The organism is Caballeronia sp. M1242 (assembly GCF_017220215.1).
GTDB lineage: Bacteria > Pseudomonadota > Gammaproteobacteria > Burkholderiales > Burkholderiaceae > Caballeronia.
In genome coordinates this window covers 815,000-834,905 of record NZ_CP071131.1, presented here as the reverse complement: position 1 = coordinate 834,905, position 19,906 = coordinate 815,000, and the positions used below count along the sequence as shown (strand labels likewise).

Here is a 19,906-nt window from a genome sequence, read left to right as displayed (position 1 = left end):
CCGTGTTCAGAATTCGCCGCAGCCGTGCTGGCCGTTCACGACGAGACAGTTGTTCAGATTCGGCCGCGAGCGAACGCGCTTCCATTCGGAGGCGAGCGAATCCGTCGGTCCTTCTGACTGCTGCAGCGCGAGGATCGGCTCGCTCGTGCCCACGCAGACGTTGACCCCGCCGAGGTTGCTCTCGTAGACGAAGCTCTGTTCCTGCGCGGTGAAGAGTGGCTGCAGGCCAGTGCGATCGAAGACCGCGCCTTGTATTGGCACGAGGGGGTCCGTCTGCGTGATCGCGGGCGTCTGCCTCATGGGCTTGACCGGCCGGACCGGCTTGACCGGATCGATGGGCTTCACCGTCAACGTGCCTGGAACGACGGTCACGTCGTAGCCGACAGCCGACGAAAACGTGCCGTCGATCGCATAGCGTCCAGGCGGCGAATTGCGGTCCGCCAGTGAGCTCATGGATCCGGTCAACACGCTGGTCTGCTTGTCGCCGTTGGGCAAGCGCTGCCCGAGCGAGTATGCGAAGGGCTGATTGTCTTCTCCGGCGTAACGTTCCTGACTGCCGATCTCGACGGTGACCTTCGGCCGCTCTGTGTACACGAAGTGGTTGCCGTTGCGCGACACGACATCCATCGACTGCCGGCCGTTCCAGCACAGCCCGCCGTACACGCAGCCATAGAAGTTCGGCAGCGCTCCGCCCGGATCGATGCCGTTGCGGTTTTCCCCTTGCCAGTTCGTCGCCCACACGCGCCATGCGTTGGCTGCGCCCAGCGTGCTGCCGAACGGGTTGTCGAACACTGCGTGGTCCATCACGAGGTCGATGCTGCCGCCCGCCCGCAGGTTGAGCGGCGCGTTCTGGGCGCCGAGCGTGATCTTTCCGTTGTCTGAGATTGCGAGGAGATCGCCCGTGAGCGTGCCTTGCTGACCGCCGATCTGCACGACGCGGCCGTTCTCATCGACGCCGTTCGCGTTGCCGGCGCCGATCGTGAAGCTGCCGGCGTTCCTGAAGTTCACCGTCCCCGCGCCCGCGACGACGAGCGTATCCACATCGTTCGGATCGAGCAGATTGAAGACGCCGCCGCCCGCGAGCAGCAGCGTGCTCGCCTGAATGCCGCCAGGATCGTTGACCGTGCCGGCCGTGTCGAGCGCGAGCGTGGCGTTCGCCGGCAGCGCGATGCCCGAAGGCAGGTCGATGCCCTGACTGCCCTCGCCGGTGCTTTCGAGCGTGAGACTCGTCGCCACCACCGGACGCGTCGCGCAACCCGCGCCGCCCGCGCACGGACCCGCCACGGTGATGCGCCCCGTCTGCGTGGGCGAGCCGAGCACGAGGGTTTGCAGCTGGGTCGAGAAGGTCTGGTAGGTCGCATTGTCGATGGTCAGCCCCGGCGCCGCGCTGGTGCCGAACAGCGTGATCGGCACGCCGTCGCGCGCGCTGACTTTGAAGCTCGACGGGTCGACCGATGCAGCCGAAACCGCGAGCAGGCCGCGTTGCGGATCGATCGAGCCCGCGCCGCCGCGGCCGAGGAGGCTCGTGGCCGTGCCGTTGTTCGACGCGCGCAGCGAGATCACGCCGCCCTGACCCGTGGTGATCGAGAACGGTCCGGCGCTCAGCGGCGGGAAGCTGGCAAGCGGCACGGCGCCGTAGGCGATGCCCGCATCGGCGGTGGACGTCGAACCGGCGATGGATACCGCGCCGGACGGCGCGTTCGCGGCGATGGAGCCGTTCAGCAGCAGCACGCCGTATGTGGGCGAAGACCTGCCCGAGCCGGTGATGTCGTAGGCGCTCGCGGTGCTGCCGCGTATGTCGATGGCGCCGCCCGCGCTCGTGATCGACGAACCGTTCCCCACCGTCACGCCGGCAAAGCCCGGGCCGCTACCGGCGCCGTAGATGCGTATCGCTCCGGTGCCCGTCATGATGTCCGCGGGGCCGCTCACGCCGCTGCGGAACTGCGCGGCGCTGCCCAGAACCACGCCGCCGCCCGGATCGACGCCCGGATTCAGGCTTTGCCCGATGAGCGTGACATCGCCGCTGCCGGTGGTGATGGTCGCGTCGTTGACTTCGACGCCCGCGCGCGTGTCCTGAAACGAGCCGTCGTTGCCGCTCGGCGCGGGCATGGTGCCGCGGATCGTCACCGCGCCGCCCGTCGACGACGGCGTGCCGCTCGCCGCGCCCGCGCGCGTGTCGATGTCGGCGAGACGCAGCACGACACCCGCGCCGGTGCTGTACGAGGGCTCGTCTGACGTGTTCACGGTGGCGCCCTTGCCCGTCAGCGTCACGTTGCCGCCGTTGCTCTTGATGGAAACGCGCGAAGCCGCTCCGTCATCGTTGGGAAAGCCGCCGACGAACACTTCGTTCGCCGCGGTGGCGACGAGATCGAGCGCGCCCGCCGTCGACGTGATGTCCGCAGCGATACGGAGGAAATCGGCGCTGCGCAGATCGACGGTAACGTCGTGACCCGACACGATCTCGAGCGGCATACCGATGTCGACCCCCTCGCGCGTCGATGTCAGCGTCAGGTCGCCTGCGAGCGTCGAGCGCGTGCTGCCGTCGATCGTCCGGAAGGCGTTGGTACCCGCGTCGAACACGGTGCCGCTTCCGCTCGAGACGTAAAGCTTCGTGCCCGCGAGCGTCGTATTGCCCACGCCGACGAGCGCGACCCCGCCGAAATCGTTGTCGGGGTTCGTCAGCGTGAACGTGCCCGGCCCGCCGAGCAGCAGCCCGCCAGCGCCGATCGACGCGCTCTGCGACACGGGTCCGGCGGAATCGAGAATGAGTTGGCCGCCCAGCGAAACGCGGGAGAGCAAGGCAATGCCCTCGCTCCCCGCGCCTTCGTTGGCGACCGACAGATTACCGAAGGTCGGCAGGCCCGCGCACGGCGGCGCGGCGCAGGTCGCCCCGACCGCGATGTGCCCGATGTGCGACGCCGAGCCGATATAGACGTTGTCCACGCTCGTCAGGAAGCGCGTACCCAGCGAACTGTCGATGGTGAAGCCAGGTCCGGTCGCTCCCGCCACGCCGATGCTGACGCGCGCGGCATCGTCGACGGCGATGTCGAACGTGGTCGCGGACACGCTGCCCGGGGCGAGCACCAGCGTGCCGTGAGGCGCGGCGAGCGTCGTGCGCGCATCGAGTGACGTCGAGCCGGCATCGAACGCGATCGACGACGTACTCGCGGCGTTATTCGAAGCGCGCAGCGTCAGCGTCTTCGTCGCCGTCGAGCCCACGCTGGAATCGATGATCTGCAGTCCTGCCTGCTCCACCGTGCCGCCGCTCGCGACGGAGCCGGCGAGCGTGATGTCCGAACCGTCGAGGCTCGCGTTGACGAGCTTCGCGCCGGAGTGATAGGCGCTATCGGCGCCCGACGCGGTGACGATCGCGCCGTTGGTCACGCCGCGAATGTCGATCGGGCCGCCGGTGCCCTTGCCGTCCGATGCGACGAACGAGACGGCTCGTCCACTGTCCGCGCCGTTCCCCACGAGGTAGAGGCCTCCGTAGCCGTAGTCATAGATCGGAGTGCGGGACGGGCCCGCGCTCACGTAGACGCCTTCGTAGCCGTTGCCGCTGCCATAGACGCGAATGCCGGGCAACCCCGCGCTTAGCGTGACCGTGCCGCCCTCGCCCGCTGCGGCTAGGGTCACGCCGCCGCCGAGCGGACCATCGAGCGCGGCATGGCCGCGGATGGTGATGCCGCCCGTCGTGGTAATCGGCATGGCGAGGAGCGAGACGCCGTCCGCGCGTGCGACCGACCCGGAGGTAAGCGCGGTGCCGTCGATAGTGACGTTGCCGGAGCCGGCCTCGATGCTGCCGTAGTTCGCGCGCACGCCGCCCGCGCCGCCGTGTCCCGTCAGCGAGAACGCGCCGCCGCCCGAGGCGAGCGTCGCTTGATCGAGCGCGACGCCGACGCCATCCGCCGACGTGCCGTCGATGGTCACGTTGCCGGTCGCAGAGCGCAGCTCCGTCGCGGAAAGCGTGAGGCCGCCGGTACCACCTGTGCCCGTCACCGAGATCGCGCCCGTCGTCGTTCGCAGCGTGGATCCGCCTTCGACGTTCACGCCATAGCCGAGTGCGCGCGCGTCGCCGATCGCGTCCACCGGCCCGTAACCGTCAATCGCGATCCGCCCGCTCGGCGCATCCGTGCCGATCCGGTAGTCCGGCAGTTCGGCTCCGAACACGCTCGTGCGCGTGCGCGTGTCCACGTCGACGTGGTCGAGCGTGACGCGCGGCGAGACGCCACCCTGCGGCCCGCCGATGACGACATCGCCGCCATTGGTGAATAGCTGAAACGCCTCGGTCCTCGCCGATCCACGCAGCAGGATCTCGGCCGAGCCGTCCTTGTACCCGGCGGTGTTCGCGGTCAGCACGACCGACAGCGGGCTCGCCGTGTCGCTGATGCTCGACTGCGACGCCACGATCCCCGCGTTGCCGCTTCCATCGCTCGTCCGATCCATCAGAATCGAACGCGCGGCGAGCAGCGTGAGCGTCGCCGCGTTGCCCGCGCGCTTCTCGATCAGACCGTCCAGCGTGATGTTGCCGCCAGTTGCCGGACCGCCCGTGCCGGTATCGACGGTCACCGACGTGCCCGCGTTCAGCCGGCTGTTGATGGTCCCGACCGAGATCGTCGAGGCATCCGACGAAGCGGAGAAATTCGGCCCGCCCGTGCTGTCGACGCTGCTCGAGGACGTGATCGTCACGTCGTAGGGATCGAGCAGCCACGTCCCGCCGATGCCGTGCAGCGCCGATGCATCGATGTTCGCGCCCGCCACGTCCAGGAAACGTGCCGACGTCTCGATCAGACCGCCGTTGCCCGCCACGTTCCCGCCGCGCGCCGTGAGCGTGCCGTACACGCGGGCCGCGTTCGTGCCGTCGATCACGACGTTGCCGCCGTCGCCGCGGCCGAGGGCATCCGCGTGGATCTGCGCGCCCGGCCCCATCCAGACGGCATCGGCGTTGCGCATATCGGTCTCTTTGCCCGCCGCGCCGCCGCCCACGCGCACGCGCCCGCCGCCCGGGCCGCCGCTCGCGTCGATATTCGCGCCGTCGTTCACCGCGACGTGCTGGCCCGTCACGTCGATCGCGCCGCCCGTGAAACCGGCGCCGCCGGTCGCGTCGACGCTGCCCGCCACTTCCGTCAGTCCTGCATTGCCGCCGTCGAGCACGATACGCCCGTTGCGCTCGGCCACGCTCTGCGCGCGCACCGTGCCCGTCTGGTTCAGCACGGTCGACGCGAGCGCGTCGGCGGTCTGCACCGACATGAGCACCTGACCGCCGTCGGCCTGAAGGACGCCCGAGTTGCTCGCGAGCGCCTGCGCCGCCGGGCCGTCGATCTTGAGCATGGTGAGGCCGTCGCCCGCGAAATCGAGCGTCATGTCGCTGCCCGCGCCCATCGCGATGGTGCCGAGCTTCGCGCTCACCGTGCCGCGGTTGTCCACCTGAGCGCCGAGCAGCGCGACCGTGCCGCGCTCGGCCGTCGTGATCGTGCCTTCATTGCGCACGAGGCCGCCTGCGTTGCGCCCACTCGTGAAGCGATACTTGCCCGCGAGGAAATCGCTGTCCGAAATGCCGAGCGTCGAGGCGACGATCGAGCCGACGTTCACCGACGCCCCGGGCGCGAACAGCACGCCCGCCGGGTTGACGAGAAACACGCGTCCATTGGCGTTGAGATGCCCGGCGATCTGGCTCGCCTCGCCGCCCGTCACGCGATTAAGCAGCACCGCCTGCGGCGAGGGCTGCGAGATGTTCACGGTCTCGCCCCCGCCGATCGAAAACGAGTTCCAGTTGACGATGCCCTTCTGCGAGCCCTGCGTGATCGCCATGGTCTTCGGGTTGGGCGTGCTGATGTTCACGCCGCCGCTCACGACCTGCCCGCCCGCCGGCAACGCGAACGCGCCCGGCGCGATCACGAGCGCGAGGAGCGGCAACAATGAGGCCGGTTTGAGGTCGATGCCCGCGTGCCGTGCGGCGCGCCGGGCGAGTCGCCGGATTGCACGCTCCCACTCCCGGCGATGCCGGCGGGTCCGAAGGCTGATGTCGTCGCTCATGTCGAACTCCTGTGTGACCGCTCCGATGGGCCGTCGATCGGCTAAAACGATTTGGAAACCTGCACGTACACGCGCGGCACCTTGTCGTCGCCGGTGCTGTCGGCGCGGGTGGTGCGCCACGCCATGCTCGCGTCCACCGTGATGCCGTACGGCGCGTTCCAGAAGAGGCCGAGCCCCGCCCCGCTGCGCGTCACGGTGTTGGCGCCCTGTGCCGGAATCGAGCGCGCGTTGTAGCGGCCAACGCCGATATCGAAGAACGCGGAGAGCGTCAGCGTCGGAATCACGGCGTAACGCAGCGAGGCGGTCGCAACGAGCCCTTCGTCGACGATTGCCTCCGACGGCGAGTACGCACGCACCGCCTTAGGGCCGCCGAGGGCGAAGCGCGACGAGTTGTCGAGGTTCCGGTTCGCCCATTGCCCCGACACGCCCACGAAGAAGCTCGTCTTCGGCGTGATCGCGTTGAGGCGGTTGGCCTGCATGATCAGACGCACGCTGTTGCCCGCCGTGTCGCGTCCGTTCGGCCCCTGGTCGATCTGCTGCGCGGCCGCCGAATCGATGTTCAGGTGCGCGAAGGCCAGCTGCAGATCCGCGCTGTTGAAGCCGCCGCCGAGAAAGCTGTCGCGACTCTCGTACGAAAGCCCGACGCTCGCCACGTAGAGCTTCTGCGGATTGTCGACGCCGACGGCGTCGATCTTGTCCGTGAGCGAGCGATACTCCAGCGCGCCGCGAACAACCAGGTTCTGGCTGCGCGAGCGAATCAGCGGATGCGTGACCGACGCCGTGACAACGTCAGCGTCGCCGTGCGCCTGCAGCGACGAGAAGTTCTGCCCGAGGTAGTAATAGAGATGCGAGTAGGCGATCCCCATGCGCGTGCCGTTGGCGTCGATCGGCGCGTCGTAGCCCACCCGGCCATAGAGCGTATCGGCGCGCTCGGCGCCGAGCAGGTTCACGTCCAGGTTGTCGCCGATGCCGAACGGCGACGCCAGCCGGCCGACCGCGCCGAGGCGCCAGCGTCCGGCAGGCGCGGAACCGTAGTTGTCGCCGGCGAGCGCGAAGTCGTAGCGGCGCGCTGCCTCGACGGTCACGTTCAGATCGACGGTGCCGGGCGCGCTGCCCGACTCGAGCGCGGAGCTCACCTTGATGCCGGGCACGTCCGATAGCAGCAACATCGTGCGTTCGAGCTCGCCCTGCCGGAGCGGCTTGCCCGGCTCGATCGCGGCGAGCCGCCCGCGCACGAGCGACTCCTTGATGGGCGCCCCCGGCGCGATCGTCAGCCGCACGCGCCCGATCTTGCCTTCGAGCACGGTGAGCGTGACGTCGCCTTCGGTCACGTCCTGCGGCGGGACTACGACCTGCGCGAGCGGATAGCCTCGATCGCGGTACACCTGCGCAATGCGCGCGGCCATCGCGTTCAGGTCGTTGATCGACACTTCCTGTCCGATCCTGTCGGCGACGGGCGCGAGCAGCGTATCGGCAGACAAGGTTTCGTTGCCCGCGAGCCGGATGCCCTTCAGCACGAATTTTCGGCCCTCGGGCACGGGCGCGGGCGGCGCGATCGGCGCGGGCAGCGCGTTCGCCCCGACGCCGGGCGGCGGCGCGGTGACGGGCGGGCGCGGCTGCTCGTTGAGCAGCGTGCCCGCGCTCGGCACTTGCGCCGTGCCGGGCAACGGCACCTGCTGCGCCCACGCCGTGATCGCGCTCGCGCAGGCGAGGCCCACTGCCGCCGTGCGCGGGAGGCGGCGCGGACGCAAACGCACGGGCAAGCGCCGGGCGGTATGTTCGGTTTTCATGGCATGGTTCACGGCGACATCCTCAATCGGGACCGCGCGGCGGCATCGGACGAAACTCAGCGGGCGACAGAAAGCCGCCAGTTGCCCATCAGATCGAAGGGCGCCCAGTAGAACGGGTGGGCGAAGCGGCTGTTGGCGAGCACGGCGAGTTGGGCATCGCGCATCGCGTCGATCGCCTGCTCGCCTTTGGTAAGCGAGCCGTAGAAGGTGCGCATCGTGAGTTCGGTCGATTCGTCGGCGACCGGCCACATCGACACCAGCAGCGCCGATGCGCCCGCATAGAAGAAGGCGCGCGTGAAGCCCATGATTTCGTCGCCGCGCCCGACGCGCCCGAGCGCCGTCTCGCAGGCGGACAGCGTGACGAGCGCGACGGCGTCGAGCTTCAGGTTGTAGATGTCGGCGGCAAGCAGCGGGTCGGGCCCATCGGCGGGCTGGCTGGAAGGCGCGAGCAGCACGCGCGAATGCAGCGGGTCGATGGTGTCCGCCTGCGCGTGTGTCGCCACATGCACGATCCGGCCGGCCGGCGCGTTGTCGTCGAACGCCTTGCGCGTCACGTCGCCGCGCACGAAGGTTGCGTTGCGCGCGAACAGCGGACCGATGGCGCGCACTTCCGACTCCGCCGACGGCAGTTCGTAATCCGGACCGATACGCGGATTGCCGAACGCGACGAGATCGCTCGCGATATGCTGCTGGCGGCGCACGAGCTGCACCGCGACGCTCGCCGAAGGCGCGAGGGAGATCGCATGACGCTGGATCAGGAAGCCTCGGGCGTTCTTGAGCGCCTGGAACGGCATATAGTGCAGCGCGCCGTTCGGCACGACGATGAGCCGCTCACCGTCACGCAGGCCGAGCGGCTCGATCAGCAACGCATCGAGCCGGGTGCCGTAAGTGATCGCCTGCGGCTTGCCGCGAATGATCGCGTTGCGGAAGTCGCTCACGGCGAGGGTCATGTCGTGGCGCGCGATCGGCAGCGTAAAGCCCGCGATGCCGTCGGCGCGCAGCACCCACGCGATCATGCGATCGGGCAGGCCGTGATATTGGACGATCGCCTCGCCGGGCGCGAGCGCGCCGCGCACGTCGTCGAGCGCAAGCGTGCGGCCGTTGAGCTGCGTTTCGTCGACGTTCTTGTCGAGCCGGTTGCGCACCACGTCGAGCAGCGCGCGGCTGCGGCTGCGTTCGGACAGCGTCCACGCGAGCCGATAGTCGCCATCCTCGACGACGAGCGCGATGGTTTCCTCGAAGACCGTCTGAACGTCGGAGAAGAGGCCAGTCTTGAACTCGTCGCTGCGAAAGCGCGCGCGGATGGATTCGGAATCGTCGAGCGCGGCAAGCCAGGCGGCGCGGGCCTGCTTTCGATCTCCGAGCGCGAGATAAGCGCGGCCCATACCCTCGTGCGCCCACAGATCGTCGTAACTCGCGTCGGTCCCACCCTTCGCGGCGCTCGCGGAGAACGCGGCGAGCGCCTGCTCGGGTTTGTGCTCCGCGAGCAGCAGATTGCCTTCTATGCGCTTGCCGAGCGGCGCGAGCAGGGTGCCGTCGACGTCTTTCGTCTGTGCGAAGGTCGCGCGCGCGCCGGCCGCATCGCCGCTCGCGATCTGCGCGTTCACGATCGACAGGAGCACCAGCGGCCGATAACGCGGCGACGCCGAGTCGAGCGCCGCGCGATATTCGGCAAGCGCCGCCGCCGGGTCGCTGCGCCGCGCCGCGATGTCGCCGAGCACCTTGTGCGCGGGCGCGAGCACCTGTTGCGGATTGTTCTGGCCCGCGGCGATGGCTTCCTTCGCGTAGCGCCCGGCGTCGTCGAGATCGCCGGCGTAGCTGTAGGCGATTGCAAGATCGCGGCGCGACAACGCGGCGAGACCGGCGTTGTCCGTCTTCGTGGCGACGACCAGCGCACGCGCCGCCGCCTCGATGCTTTCGCGGAAATCGCCGCGCTCCGCCGCCGCCACCGACATGCTGCAGTACGCATAACCGTCGAGCTTGACCTGATCGCGTGCGAGCAGCAGTTGTCCCTCCTTCGAGAGCGCCGCGATGGTTTCGGCGTCGCGCACGCGGGCTTCTGCATCGCGTGCGGCGCTCGTGAGCGGCGCGTCTGGCGATGAAGACGGCGCGTGCGTTTCCTGCGCTTCCTGCGTTTCGTGCGTTTCGTGCGTTTCCTGCGCTTCCGGTGCGTTGCGGGCGCCTCGCTCAGAAGAACGCACATCGATCTGCGCGAGTTGCATGCTCGCCTCTTGCGGCGCGCAAGCCGAATGCGCCGCGGCCTGCGCATGGAGGGCGCGCGGAACGAGCGCCAGCATGGCCATCAGCGCCAGCAGCACTTCGGCGCGCTTGATCGCGCCGCTCATGGGCGCGCGTGCATCGGCCACGACACGGGCCGACGCGATCCGCTCGATCGGTTTCACAGATGCGCTCCTCGATGGACCCCGGCGAAATTCGCCGCGATCAGACGTTCGCGGCGGTGTCACGAGTAGACGAACCACCTCGGCCGGTTTGAAAAATGCACGGACGTGGTTCGTCTGCTGCTGTGTTGGCGGGCATACGGGCGCATCATGCAAAACATCGAGCCGAAATCTTCCTTCATGCGCTTCGCTGCCGCGCTCGTGGTCGTGACGGGAACGCTTGCCGTCGCGGCCTGCAAGTCGCCGCCGCCCGCGCCCCCGCCGCCGACGATCGTGCACATCGACGTAAACGCCATCGACAAGGTCAATCCGGATCACAGCGGGCGTCCGTCGCCCGTTCTCGTTCGGGTGTACGAACTGAAAGCGACCTCCTCCTTCGACAGCGCCGACTTCTTCACGCTCTACGGCAAGGATCAGGCGACCCTCGGCGCGGATCTCAATGCCAAGAACGAGTTCCTGCTAAAGCCCGGCGAGAAGCAGAGCGTCGAGCAGCTCGCGCAGCCGGGCACGAAGTTCATCGCGGTGGTGGCCGCCTATCGCGATATCGAACGCGCGCGCTGGCGGGCCACCGCGCCGGTGCCACCGAACCAGACGACGATCATGAGCGTGCGCATCGACACCGCCGACGTGTCGATCACGGCGCAGCCCGCTCCCGCGCCGCCGGCATCGAAGAAGAAGGCGAAGTGAATGCGTCGGCGCGGCGCTTTCCAAAAATCCGGGCGCCAGATCGTTCTATGAGCGGAGCGCTCGCATCGTCGTCGGCAATGCGCGAGCGTCAGGCAAACAAGCAGAGCGCACAAGGCCACCATGACCTGGCACCAACGCACGATCTGGTCCGAGGGGCTGTTTCTCGAACCGCAGCATTTCCAGCAGCACGACCGCTTCATCGAGCACCTCGTGCGCTCGCACGCGCGCGCGACCGAAGCATGGTCGTGGGGCTGGGCGTCGCTCATGCTCGACGACATCGCGCTCGGGCTCGGCAAGATCGCGCTCGCGCAGGGGTTCGGCGTCCTCCCCGACGGCACGGCGTTCTCCTTTCCCGACGACTTCCCCGCGCCGCCGCCGCTCGACATCCCCGCCGGCACGCGCGACGAAACCGTGCTGCTCGCGCTGCCGCTGGAGCGCGCCGGCGCGAAGGCGTTCGACCCGGACGGCGCAGCGCCCGCGACCGACGGTTACGCCGGCGCGCTTCGCTACCGCACGACCGACACCGCCGTCGCCGATGTCACGACGAGCACCGACCGCGTCGCCGAGATGCGCGTCGGCGCGCCGAACCTGCGGCTCATGCTCGCGCGCGACGCGACGGACGCCTTCGCGACCATCGGCATCGCGCGCGTGCTGGAGCGTCGCGCGGACAACCGCGTGATGCTCGACGCGAACTATGTCCCGCCGATGCTCCACGCGCTCGCCGACGCGCGCCTGCTGAGCCACGCGCAGGAAATCGCGGGCCTTTTGCATCAGCATGCGGACCGGCTCGCGCGGCATATTGCGAACCCGGGGCGCGGCGGCGTCTCTGAAATCGCAGACTTCCTCTTGCTGCAGACGCTGAACCGCTTCGAGCCGCAGTTCGCGCATCTGCTGCAGGTGCCGCTCCTGCATCCCGAGCGCCTGTATGAGATCACGCTCGCGCTCGCAGGCGATCTCGCCGCGTTCGACGAACGCCGCCGCGTGCTCGCCTATCCGCCGTATCGGCACGATGATCTCGCCAGTTCCTTCGAACCGCTCATGCGCGACGTGCGGCAACTGCTCGCGCAAGTGCCGGAGCCGAACGCCATCGCAATCGACTTGCAGAGCAGGAAGCCGGGCGTGCGCGTCGCCGTCATCAATGATCTCGAACTGGTGCGCAGCGCCGCATTCGTACTCGCCGCGAGCGCGCAGATGCCGGGCGAAGCGCTGCGCACGCGGTTCCCGACCCAGGTCAAGGTGGCGCCCGCCGAAAAGCTGCGCGATCTCGTGAATCTCGCGCTGCCGGGCATCGAATTGCGTGCGATGCCCGTCGCGCCGCGCCAGATTCCATTTCACGCGGGTTATTCGTACTTCGAACTGGATCGCGGCGGCGAGCTGTGGAAGGAGCTGGAGCAAACCGGCAACCTCGCGATGTACATCGCGGGCGAGTTTCCGGCGCTCGAACTGGAGTGCTGGGCCATCCGCCACTGATCATTCAGGCATCTCGACGACATGACGAACGACAATCCCTTCGCCGGATTCGAATCCGAGCAGACGATGATCAAGCCCAATCCCGGCGCGCGCCGCCGCACCGGGAGCACGCAGGGACCGTTCACGTCCGGCGCGGCGTCGCCCGATGCTAACGCGCTTGCCTTGGATACCGCCTTTGCGCAGGGTGGCGCGGTCAATCCGCTGGTCGCCGCGTGCGCGCCGCTCTTGCAGCTCGCGCCGCGCATTCGCGCGATGAGCGCCTGCGCCGATCCCGCCGCCCTGCGAGATTCGCTCGCGGCGTGCGTGCGCCGCTTCGAAGCGCAGGCGCGCGTGAACGGCATCGCGCAGGAACAGGTCACGGCGGCGCGCTACATCGTCTGTACCATGCTCGACGAAGCCGCGTCGTGCACGCCGTGGGGCGCGGGCGTGTGGGCGCGTCAAAGCCTGCTGGTCACGTTCCACAACGAGGCGTGGGGCGGCGAGAAGGTGTTCCAGTTGCTCGCGCGGATCGCACAAAATCCCCGGCAGCATCTGCATCTGCTCGAACTGGCGAGCATGGTGCTCGCGCTCGGCTTCGAGGGCCGCTACCGCGTCGCGGCGCAAGGCCGGCAGGCGCTCGATGCGATCCGCGCACGGCTTCATCAACTGATCCGCAAGGAGCGCGGCGAGCCGGAGCGCGCGCTCTCGCCGCACTGGCAAGGCGTGGCGATGACTCGGCGGCGCACCACCGACGTGCTGCCGGTGTGGGTCGTCGGCGCGTTGGCGCTGCTGGTGCTCACGCTCGCCTTTCTGACAATGAGCTTCCGCCTCGGGCAATTGTCCGATCCCGTGTTCGACACGCTCGCGTCGATCCGCGCGGGCGCGCAACGGCCGCTCGTCGTCGCGCCGGCGGCGCGGCCGCGTCTCGCCGAATTTCTCGCGCAGGAAATTCGCGACGGCCAGCTCGCCGTCGATGACCGCGTCGACCGCTCGGTCATCACGCTGCACGGCGACAACGTCTTCAGGGCCGGCAGCGCAGAAGTGTCGGAACAAGTGCGTCCGCTCATCGCGCGGATCGCGGCGGCGCTCGCGGCAGTGCCGGGCAACGTGCTCGTCACCGGCCACACCGACGACCGGCCGATTCGCTCGGCGCGTTATCCATCGAACTGGGAACTGTCGCAGGAGCGCGCCGCGAACGTGCGCGACCTGATCGCGGCCACGGTGCCCGCCGCGCGCCTGAAGGCCGAGGGCAAGGGCGAAGCCGATCCCGTCGCGCCGAACGACTCGCCCGCCGGCCGCGCGCGCAACCGGCGCGTGGAAATCACCCTGTTCGCGAAGCCCGGGTCCTGAACATGAAAACGCTGCTCAAGATCATCTTTCATCCGCTCCTGCTGCTCGTCGTCGGATTGTTGTTCGTTTCGAGCGTGATATGGATCGCCGGGCCGCTCGTGTCGATTGCCGGCAAATATCCGCTCGAAGCCCGCGAGGCGCGCTTCATCGCGATGGGCTGCGTCGTCCTGCTGCTCGTCTTGCGGCATGCGTGGGTCGCGTGGCGCGCGCGGCGCACGCAGGCTGCCTTGTGCGCCGGACTGGCCGCGCCTCCTAACATGGCGCGAGCCGCCGCCGCGCCCACGCCCGGCGAAGCGGAAGTCGCGACACTCGCAAAACGCTTCGACGAAGCGATCGCCGCGCTGCGCGACGCCCGCATCGCCGCGTCGGGGAGAAAACCGGGCTGGCGCGACCTGATCACGCTCTCGGGCAAACAGTATCTGTACCAGTTGCCGTGGTACATGTTCATCGGCGCGCCGGGCGCGGGCAAGACCACGGCGCTCGTGCATTCGGGCCTGCGCTTTCCGCTCGCCGAACGCTTCGGCACCGACAAGATTCGCGGCGTCGGCGGCACGCGAAATTGCGACTGGTGGTTCACCGACGACGCCGTATTGATCGACACCGCCGGCCGCTACACCACGCACGAAGGCGACCGCGAAACGGATCAGGCCGCGTGGCAAGGCTTCCTCGCGCTCTTGCGCAAGACGCGTCCGCGCCAGCCGATCAACGGCGTGCTGCTGACGCTCGCCGTGCCCGACCTGCTTGGCGCGTCGCCGGCGGGCATCGAAGAAGCGGCGGCGACGCTGCGCGCGCGCATGCGCGAGCTGATGCAGGCGTTCCGCACGCGCTTTCCGGTCTACGTGCTCGTCACCAAGACGGACCTGCTCGCGGGCTTCAGCGAATTTTTCGCGGACATGTCGAAAGAGGAGCGCGCGCAGGTCTTCGGCTTCACCTTTCCGTACGATCCGAAGCGCCCGCTAAGCGAAGCCGAATTCGCCGCGCGCGTGGACGCCGAGCTCGACGCGCTCGAAGCACGGCTCGTCGCGCGCCTGCCCGAGCGCATGAACGCCGAGACCGGCCTTGCGCAGCGCGCCGCCATCATCGGATTTCCGCAGCAGTTCGCCGCGTTGAAGCCGCTGCTCGCGGAGGCATTGCGCGCGACCTTCGTGCAGTCGAAGCACGACGACATTCCGCTCGTGCGCGGGGTCTATTTCACGAGCGGCACACAAGAAGGCACGCCCATCGACCGCGTGATGGGATCGCTCTCGCGCGCGTTCGGCATTGACCGCAGCGTGCCGCCGGCGCGAACCGCGAGCGGGCGCAGCTTCTTTCTCGAACGGCTGCTGACGCAGGTCGTGTTCGCGGAGCAGGGCCTCGCCGGGTCGAACCTGCAATGGGCGCGGCGGCGGCATCTGCGGAGGCTTTCAGCCTACGCGTCGATCGCGGCGGTGAGCGCGTGCATGCTCGTGCTGTGGGGCACGAGCTATCTGCGCAACCGTTCCTACGTGGCGGGCGTGGAGCAGACCGCGCAGCTCGCGAAACAGGCGGCGGCGGGCACGACCGCGGCGAACGCGAGTGTCGTCGCCCTGCTGCCGCTGCTCTCGGCCGTGCGCAATCTCGCGTCGACTCCGCAGGTCGATGCCGCTCATCCGCCGCTCGCGATGCGCCTCGGCCTGTGGCAAGGCGCCAAGCTCGACGCCGCCGCGAACGACGCCTATCGGCGCCTGCTCGACGATCTGTTCCTGCCGAAGCTCGCGGCGCGCATCGAGGAACAGGCGCGCGGGGCGAATGCGTCGAATGCGGGTTACGCGTACGAATCGCTCAAGGCGTATCTGATGATGAACCAGCCCGATCATCAGGATGCCGACGCGCTCAAGACATGGATCGTCACCGACTGGGACAGCGGCTTGCCGCGCGAAGTCAGCAATGAGGAGCGCGTCGCGCTCGCCGCGCATCTGGACACGCTGTTCGCGCGCGGCGTGGTGCATCCGAACTTGCCATTCGACGACCGCCTCGTCGCCCACGTCCGGGCGATGCTCGCCACCAGCACGCTCGCGCAGCGCGTGTACGGGCGCGTGAAACAGCAAGGCGTCGGCGCGGACTTCCCGGAATTCACCGTGGCGCGCGCGGGCGGCCCGAACGCGTCCCTCGTGTTCGTGCGCGCGAGCGGCAAGCCGTTGACGAGCGGAGTGCCCGGCCTGTATTCGTTCGACGGCTATCACAAGGCGTTTCTCAAGGCCGTCGATCAGGTGTCGGCGCAACTCGCCGCCGAAGAGCCGTGGGTGCTCGGCATTCGCGACCAGACGGGCCTGCCGCGTGGCGATCCCGCGGCGATGCAGCGTCTGACGGAAGACGTGCGGCTGCTCTATCTGCAGGACTATGCGCGCGCGTGGACCGACTTCCTGAACGACGTGCGGATCGTGCGTGCGGACAACCTGACTCAGTCGGTGCAGATCGCACGTATCCTGTCCGCACCGGATTCGCCGCTCGCGATGCTCGTCAAGGCCGCGTCGCGCGAGACCACGCTCGCTGCTAAACCGGACAGCGAAACGACGGTCGTCGACCGAGCCACCGACAAGATCAGCGCGGCGCGCGAGCAACTGCTGAAGGTCATCGGCGGGCCGGACCCGACGCGCATCGCGCCGGTCGCGCCGGGCACGCGTCTGGAGAGCATCGTCGACGATCGTTTCAGCGGACTGCGCGCGTTGGTGACGAGCCCCGGCGCGGGTCAGCCCGCGCCCGTCGCGCAGATGCTCGCGTCGATCAACGACATGTACACGTACCTGAGCGCGACCGACGAAGCCCTGCAGCAAAAAACCGCGCCGCCGCCCTCGGACGCGCCGGCGAAGCTGCGCACGCAGGCGGCGCGCATGCCCGAGCCGATCCGCACCGCGCTGCTCGACCTCGGCAGCCAGGGCGCCGCGCAAACGCAGCGGGTGCGGCGCGCCAACATGACGGACGACCTCAAGGAGTCGATCTCGGCGTACTGCGTGCGGGCGGTGGGCGGGCGTTATCCGTTCAACCCCGCTTCTGCGCGCGACGTGCTGCCTGAAGATTTCGGCACGCTGTTCGCGCCGGGCGGCAAGTTCGACGACTTCTTCCAGAAGAACCTGGCGCCGGAAGTCGATGTCTCCGCGAAGCCTTGGGCGTTCAAGAAATCGGATTCGTCGGCGACGCAGATCAGCCCTGCCGGGCTTGCGCAGTTCGAGCGCGCCGCGACCATCCGCGGCGTGTTCTTCGCCGCGGGGGGCAAGACGCCCGCGCTCACGCTGAAGTTCAAGCCGCTCGACATGGACCCGACGATTCTCTCCTTCACGCTCGATGTCGACGGGCAGGTGCTCACCTACGCGCACGGCCCGCAGATCGCGACGACGATCCAGTGGCCCGGCGCGCGCGGCTCCCAACGCGTGAGCCTGCAACTGACGCCGCCGCCCTCGAGCAGCGCGAGCAACGTGGTGTTCGAAGGCCCGTGGGCGCTCTTTCGCATGTTCGACCGGCTCGACGTAGAGCCGACCAGTCAGCCCGAGCGCTTCATCGTGACCTTCGACGTGGAGGGCCGCAAGGCGCGCTTCGAAGTGACAGCAAGCAGCGTCGAGAATCCGTTCCGGCTCGCGGATCTGCGCAAGTTCTCCTGTCCGGAACGCCTATGAGCGACGATCACGGCGTCACGCCGGGCGACGGGGGCGCAGCTATCGCCGGCTGGTACGGCAAGTTGCCCTCCCTCGGCGACTTCGCCGCGCGGCGGCTCTCCGACGCCTTCGTCGCGCCGTGGGACGCATGGCTCGCGCAGCGCGTCGCCGAAACGCAGCACGCGCTCGGCGCGGACTGGCTTTCGCTCTATCTCACGTGCCCCGTCTGGCGCTTCTTCGCGATGCCCGGTGCGATCGCGCCGACGCTCGCCTCGTGCTGGACGGGCGTCGTGATGGCGTCGGTGGACCGCGTCGGACGGCATTTTCCGCTGACTATCGCGGCGGCGTTGCCGTGCGCGCCAGCCACGGGAAACGAGATCGCCGCTTTGTGGCGATGGCTCTCCGCGATCGAGAGCGTCGCGCTCGTCGCGCTGGATTGCGACCACAGCATCGAGCGCCTCGACGAGCAACTCGCCGCGCTGCCCGTGCCGGCGCCGTCGTCGCCGTGCGCCGCGACGCGCGCCGCCGTGCTCGACGCGCCGTGGGTCGTGCCATCGCCCGAGGCGCTGCCCGAAACCATCGCGCGCAGCTTTGCGCCGGCGTGGCAAAGCGAGGTCTACGGCATGAGCATATGGACCTCGGCGCAGGCCGCGAGCGCCGCCGATGGGCTGGAGCGCGCGCCGCGCCCGTTCATCCTGTGGCCCGTGTACGGTCTGCCGGACACGGCGCTCTTCACCACCTTGTTGCGGGATTGCGGATCATGAACGCGAGCGACGACGACCGCGAAGATGGCCCGACCCAAGACCACGGCGAAGCCGACCGGACGGTGATCGTCAGCGGTTTCGGGACGCAGGGCGCGCCGGTTGCGCCCGAACGAGCCGCCGCGCACAACGTTCTGCCGCCGGGCACGCGGCTCGGCGAGTTCGAGATCGTCGGGCTGATCGGCGAAGGCGGCTTCGGAATCGTCTATCTGGCTTTCGATACCTCGCTCGACCGCCATGTCGCGCTCAAGGAATACATGCCGTCGGCGCTTGCCGCGCGCGTCGGCACGACGCAGGTGCAGGTCCGTTCGGCGCGCTACGAGAGCACGTTCCGCGCCGGGCTCAAGAGCTTCATCAACGACGAAGCGAGGCTGCTCGCGCGCTTCGATCATCAGTCGCTCGTGAAGGTGTATCGCTTCTGGGAAGCCAACGGCACCGCCTACATGGTGATGCCGTACTACAAGGGCGTGACGCTCCGGGACGCGCTCAAGAGCATGCAGAAGCCGCCCGACGAAGCCTGGCTGCGCGCGCTGCTCACGCCGCTCGTCGACGCGCTCGCCGTCCTGCATGCGGCCAACTGCTTTCATCGCGATGTCGCGCCGGACAACATCATCCTCCTGGAAGAGAGTCACCGGCCGGTGCTGCTGGATTTCGGCGCGGCGCGGCGCGTGATCGGCGACATGACGCAGGCGCTCACCGTGATCCTCAAGCCGGGGTATGCGCCGATCGAACAGTACGCCGAAGTGCCGTCGCTTAGACAAGGACCGTGGACCGATCACTACGCGCTCGCCGCGCTCGTCTACTTCGCGATCGTCGGGAGAACGCCGCCGCCGTCCGTCGGGCGAATGGTGAAGGACAGCTATCAGCCGCTCGCCAAGCTCGCCGCCGGGCGTTACTCGGACCGCTTCCTGAAGGCGATCGATCACGCGCTCGCCGTGCAGCCCGCGAACCGGCCGCAGACCGACCGGCAGTTCGCCGCCGAACTCGGCATTGCACTAGACGAGGATGCAGCAAGCGCCGGCAAGCATGGCGCGACGGCGGCGCCGCGACGGGGCATCGGCTGGATATCCGGCGCGGCATGCGGACTCACGGCGGCCGCGGCGCTCGGCTTTTTCGTGCCGAAGTTGCTGTCGCACGCGCCTTCCGCCGCTGTCGATCGCGCCGCGAAGATTGCGAGCGCGCCGGTTCCTGCTGTCGCCGCGCCTGCTTCGGCATCGTCCGCGGTCATTGCGGCGGCCTCCGAGGCGCAGGCTGCGCCCGCGCTCGCGCCATTTACGCCCGCCGATGAATTCGCGCGCATCGTGTCGCTCGCGGACCCGTCCATCGTCGTGAAGGCGGAGGTGCCGCAGCCGCGCGCGGTCATCGGGCATGACCGGCTGCGCTTCTCGATCACGAGCAATCGCGATGGGTATGTCTACGTGTTCGTCGTCGATCCGGCGAATCAGTACCTGCAACTGTTCCCGAACGAGCTCGACGAGGACAACCGCATCGGCGCGAACAAACGTCTCGTGCTGCCGCGCCCGGCCTGGCCGATGCAAGCCGGCGAGCCCGCTGGCGCGAACAATTTCATCGCGATCGTGTCCAGCGCGCCGCGCGACTTCGCCACGCTCGACATGACGCACGATTCCGTCTTCGCGAGTCTCTCGCCCGAGGGCCAGCACGCGGCTGCGGCGCGGCGCACGCTCACGGCGTCGCCGTTCGCGGGCGTACCGTCGTGCGGCAGCGCGGCGCCCTCGTGCCCGGTCGCATTCGGTGCGGCCGCTTTCAAAATCGACGTCGTCCATTCGTCCAGATAGCGAAGCGCGCGTCATGGCCTTCGGCGCGTGACA

At 68.8% G+C, this 19,906-nt stretch carries 9 protein-coding genes; 6 read left to right on the top strand and 3 right to left on the bottom strand.

Features of this window, described 5'->3' with window-relative positions; genetic code table 11:
* Positions 1 to 6: 6 nt before the first annotated feature.
* From JYK05_RS23260 to JYK05_RS23250, 3 genes are read right to left on the bottom strand one after another with little or no spacing between them, the layout of a single operon-like run.
* A complete protein-coding gene (locus JYK05_RS23260; RefSeq protein WP_206470082.1) occupies positions 7 to 6,033 on the bottom strand; it encodes a filamentous hemagglutinin N-terminal domain-containing protein in 6,027 nt (2,008 codons plus the stop codon).
* A 41-nt stretch (positions 6,034 to 6,074) separates the two neighbouring features.
* A complete protein-coding gene (locus JYK05_RS23255) occupies positions 6,075 to 7,823 on the bottom strand; it encodes a ShlB/FhaC/HecB family hemolysin secretion/activation protein (protein WP_206470080.1) in 1,749 nt (582 codons plus the stop codon).
* Between the two features lie 56 nt (positions 7,824 to 7,879).
* Positions 7,880 to 10,225 (bottom strand): CHAT domain-containing protein, encoded by a 2,346-nt coding sequence (locus tag JYK05_RS23250; protein ID WP_241270050.1) that lies wholly within the window; start codon positions 10,223 to 10,225, stop codon positions 7,880 to 7,882.
* A 147-nt stretch (positions 10,226 to 10,372) separates the two neighbouring features.
* On the opposite strand from JYK05_RS23250, the gene tssJ reads away from it, so the two are divergent.
* The 6 genes from tssJ (at position 10,373) to JYK05_RS23220 (ending at position 19,873) form a co-directional block, all read left to right on the top strand.
* The gene (gene tssJ, locus JYK05_RS23245; protein WP_175942775.1) at positions 10,373 to 10,909 is read left to right on the top strand and encodes a type VI secretion system lipoprotein TssJ; all 537 of its coding nucleotides are present in this window, start codon (positions 10,373 to 10,375) and stop codon (positions 10,907 to 10,909) included.
* 120 nt (positions 10,910 to 11,029) lie between these two features.
* On the top strand, positions 11,030 to 12,379 hold the full coding sequence (tssK, locus tag JYK05_RS23240; protein WP_175942773.1) for a type VI secretion system baseplate subunit TssK: 1,350 nt from the start codon (positions 11,030 to 11,032) through the stop codon (positions 12,377 to 12,379).
* 21 nt (positions 12,380 to 12,400) lie between these two features.
* Positions 12,401 to 13,708 carry a DotU family type VI secretion system protein gene (locus JYK05_RS23235; RefSeq protein WP_206470078.1) on the top strand — a complete coding sequence of 436 codons (1,308 nt, stop codon included), beginning with the start codon at positions 12,401 to 12,403 and terminating at the stop codon, positions 13,706 to 13,708.
* Positions 13,709 to 13,710: 2 nt separating this feature from the next.
* Positions 13,711 to 17,337: a type VI secretion system membrane subunit TssM gene (gene tssM / locus JYK05_RS23230; RefSeq protein ID WP_206470076.1), complete on the top strand. Its 3,627-nt coding sequence runs from the start codon at positions 13,711 to 13,713 to the stop codon at positions 17,335 to 17,337.
* On the top strand, positions 17,334 to 18,080 hold the full coding sequence (gene tagF, locus JYK05_RS23225) for a type VI secretion system-associated protein TagF (protein ID WP_206470074.1): 747 nt from the start codon (positions 17,334 to 17,336) through the stop codon (positions 18,078 to 18,080). Before tssM ends, tagF begins: the two co-directional genes overlap by 4 nt.
* Positions 18,077 to 19,873: a serine/threonine-protein kinase gene (locus tag JYK05_RS23220; protein WP_206470072.1), complete on the top strand. Its 1,797-nt coding sequence runs from the start codon at positions 18,077 to 18,079 to the stop codon at positions 19,871 to 19,873. The genes tagF and JYK05_RS23220 overlap by 4 nt, the downstream gene beginning before the upstream one ends.
* Positions 19,874 to 19,906: the final 33 nt, after the last annotated feature.

Bases quoted from the DNA above. Each gene is read 5' to 3' on its own strand.
- JYK05_RS23260 (WP_206470082.1), bottom strand. From the start codon at position 6,033: ATGAGCGACGACATCAGCCTTCGGACCCGCCGGCATCGCCGGGAGTGG.
- JYK05_RS23255 (WP_206470080.1), bottom strand. From the start codon at position 7,823: ATGAAAACCGAACATACCGCCCGGCGCTTGCCCGTGCGTTTGCGTCCG.
- tssJ (WP_175942775.1), top strand. From the start codon at position 10,373: ATGCAAAACATCGAGCCGAAATCTTCCTTCATGCGCTTCGCTGCCGCG.
- tssK (WP_175942773.1), top strand. From the start codon at position 11,030: ATGACCTGGCACCAACGCACGATCTGGTCCGAGGGGCTGTTTCTCGAA.
- JYK05_RS23235 (WP_206470078.1), top strand. From the start codon at position 12,401: ATGACGAACGACAATCCCTTCGCCGGATTCGAATCCGAGCAGACGATG.
- tssM (WP_206470076.1), top strand. From the start codon at position 13,711: ATGAAAACGCTGCTCAAGATCATCTTTCATCCGCTCCTGCTGCTCGTC.
- tagF (WP_206470074.1), top strand. From the start codon at position 17,334: ATGAGCGACGATCACGGCGTCACGCCGGGCGACGGGGGCGCAGCTATC.
- JYK05_RS23220 (WP_206470072.1), top strand. From the start codon at position 18,077: ATGAACGCGAGCGACGACGACCGCGAAGATGGCCCGACCCAAGACCAC.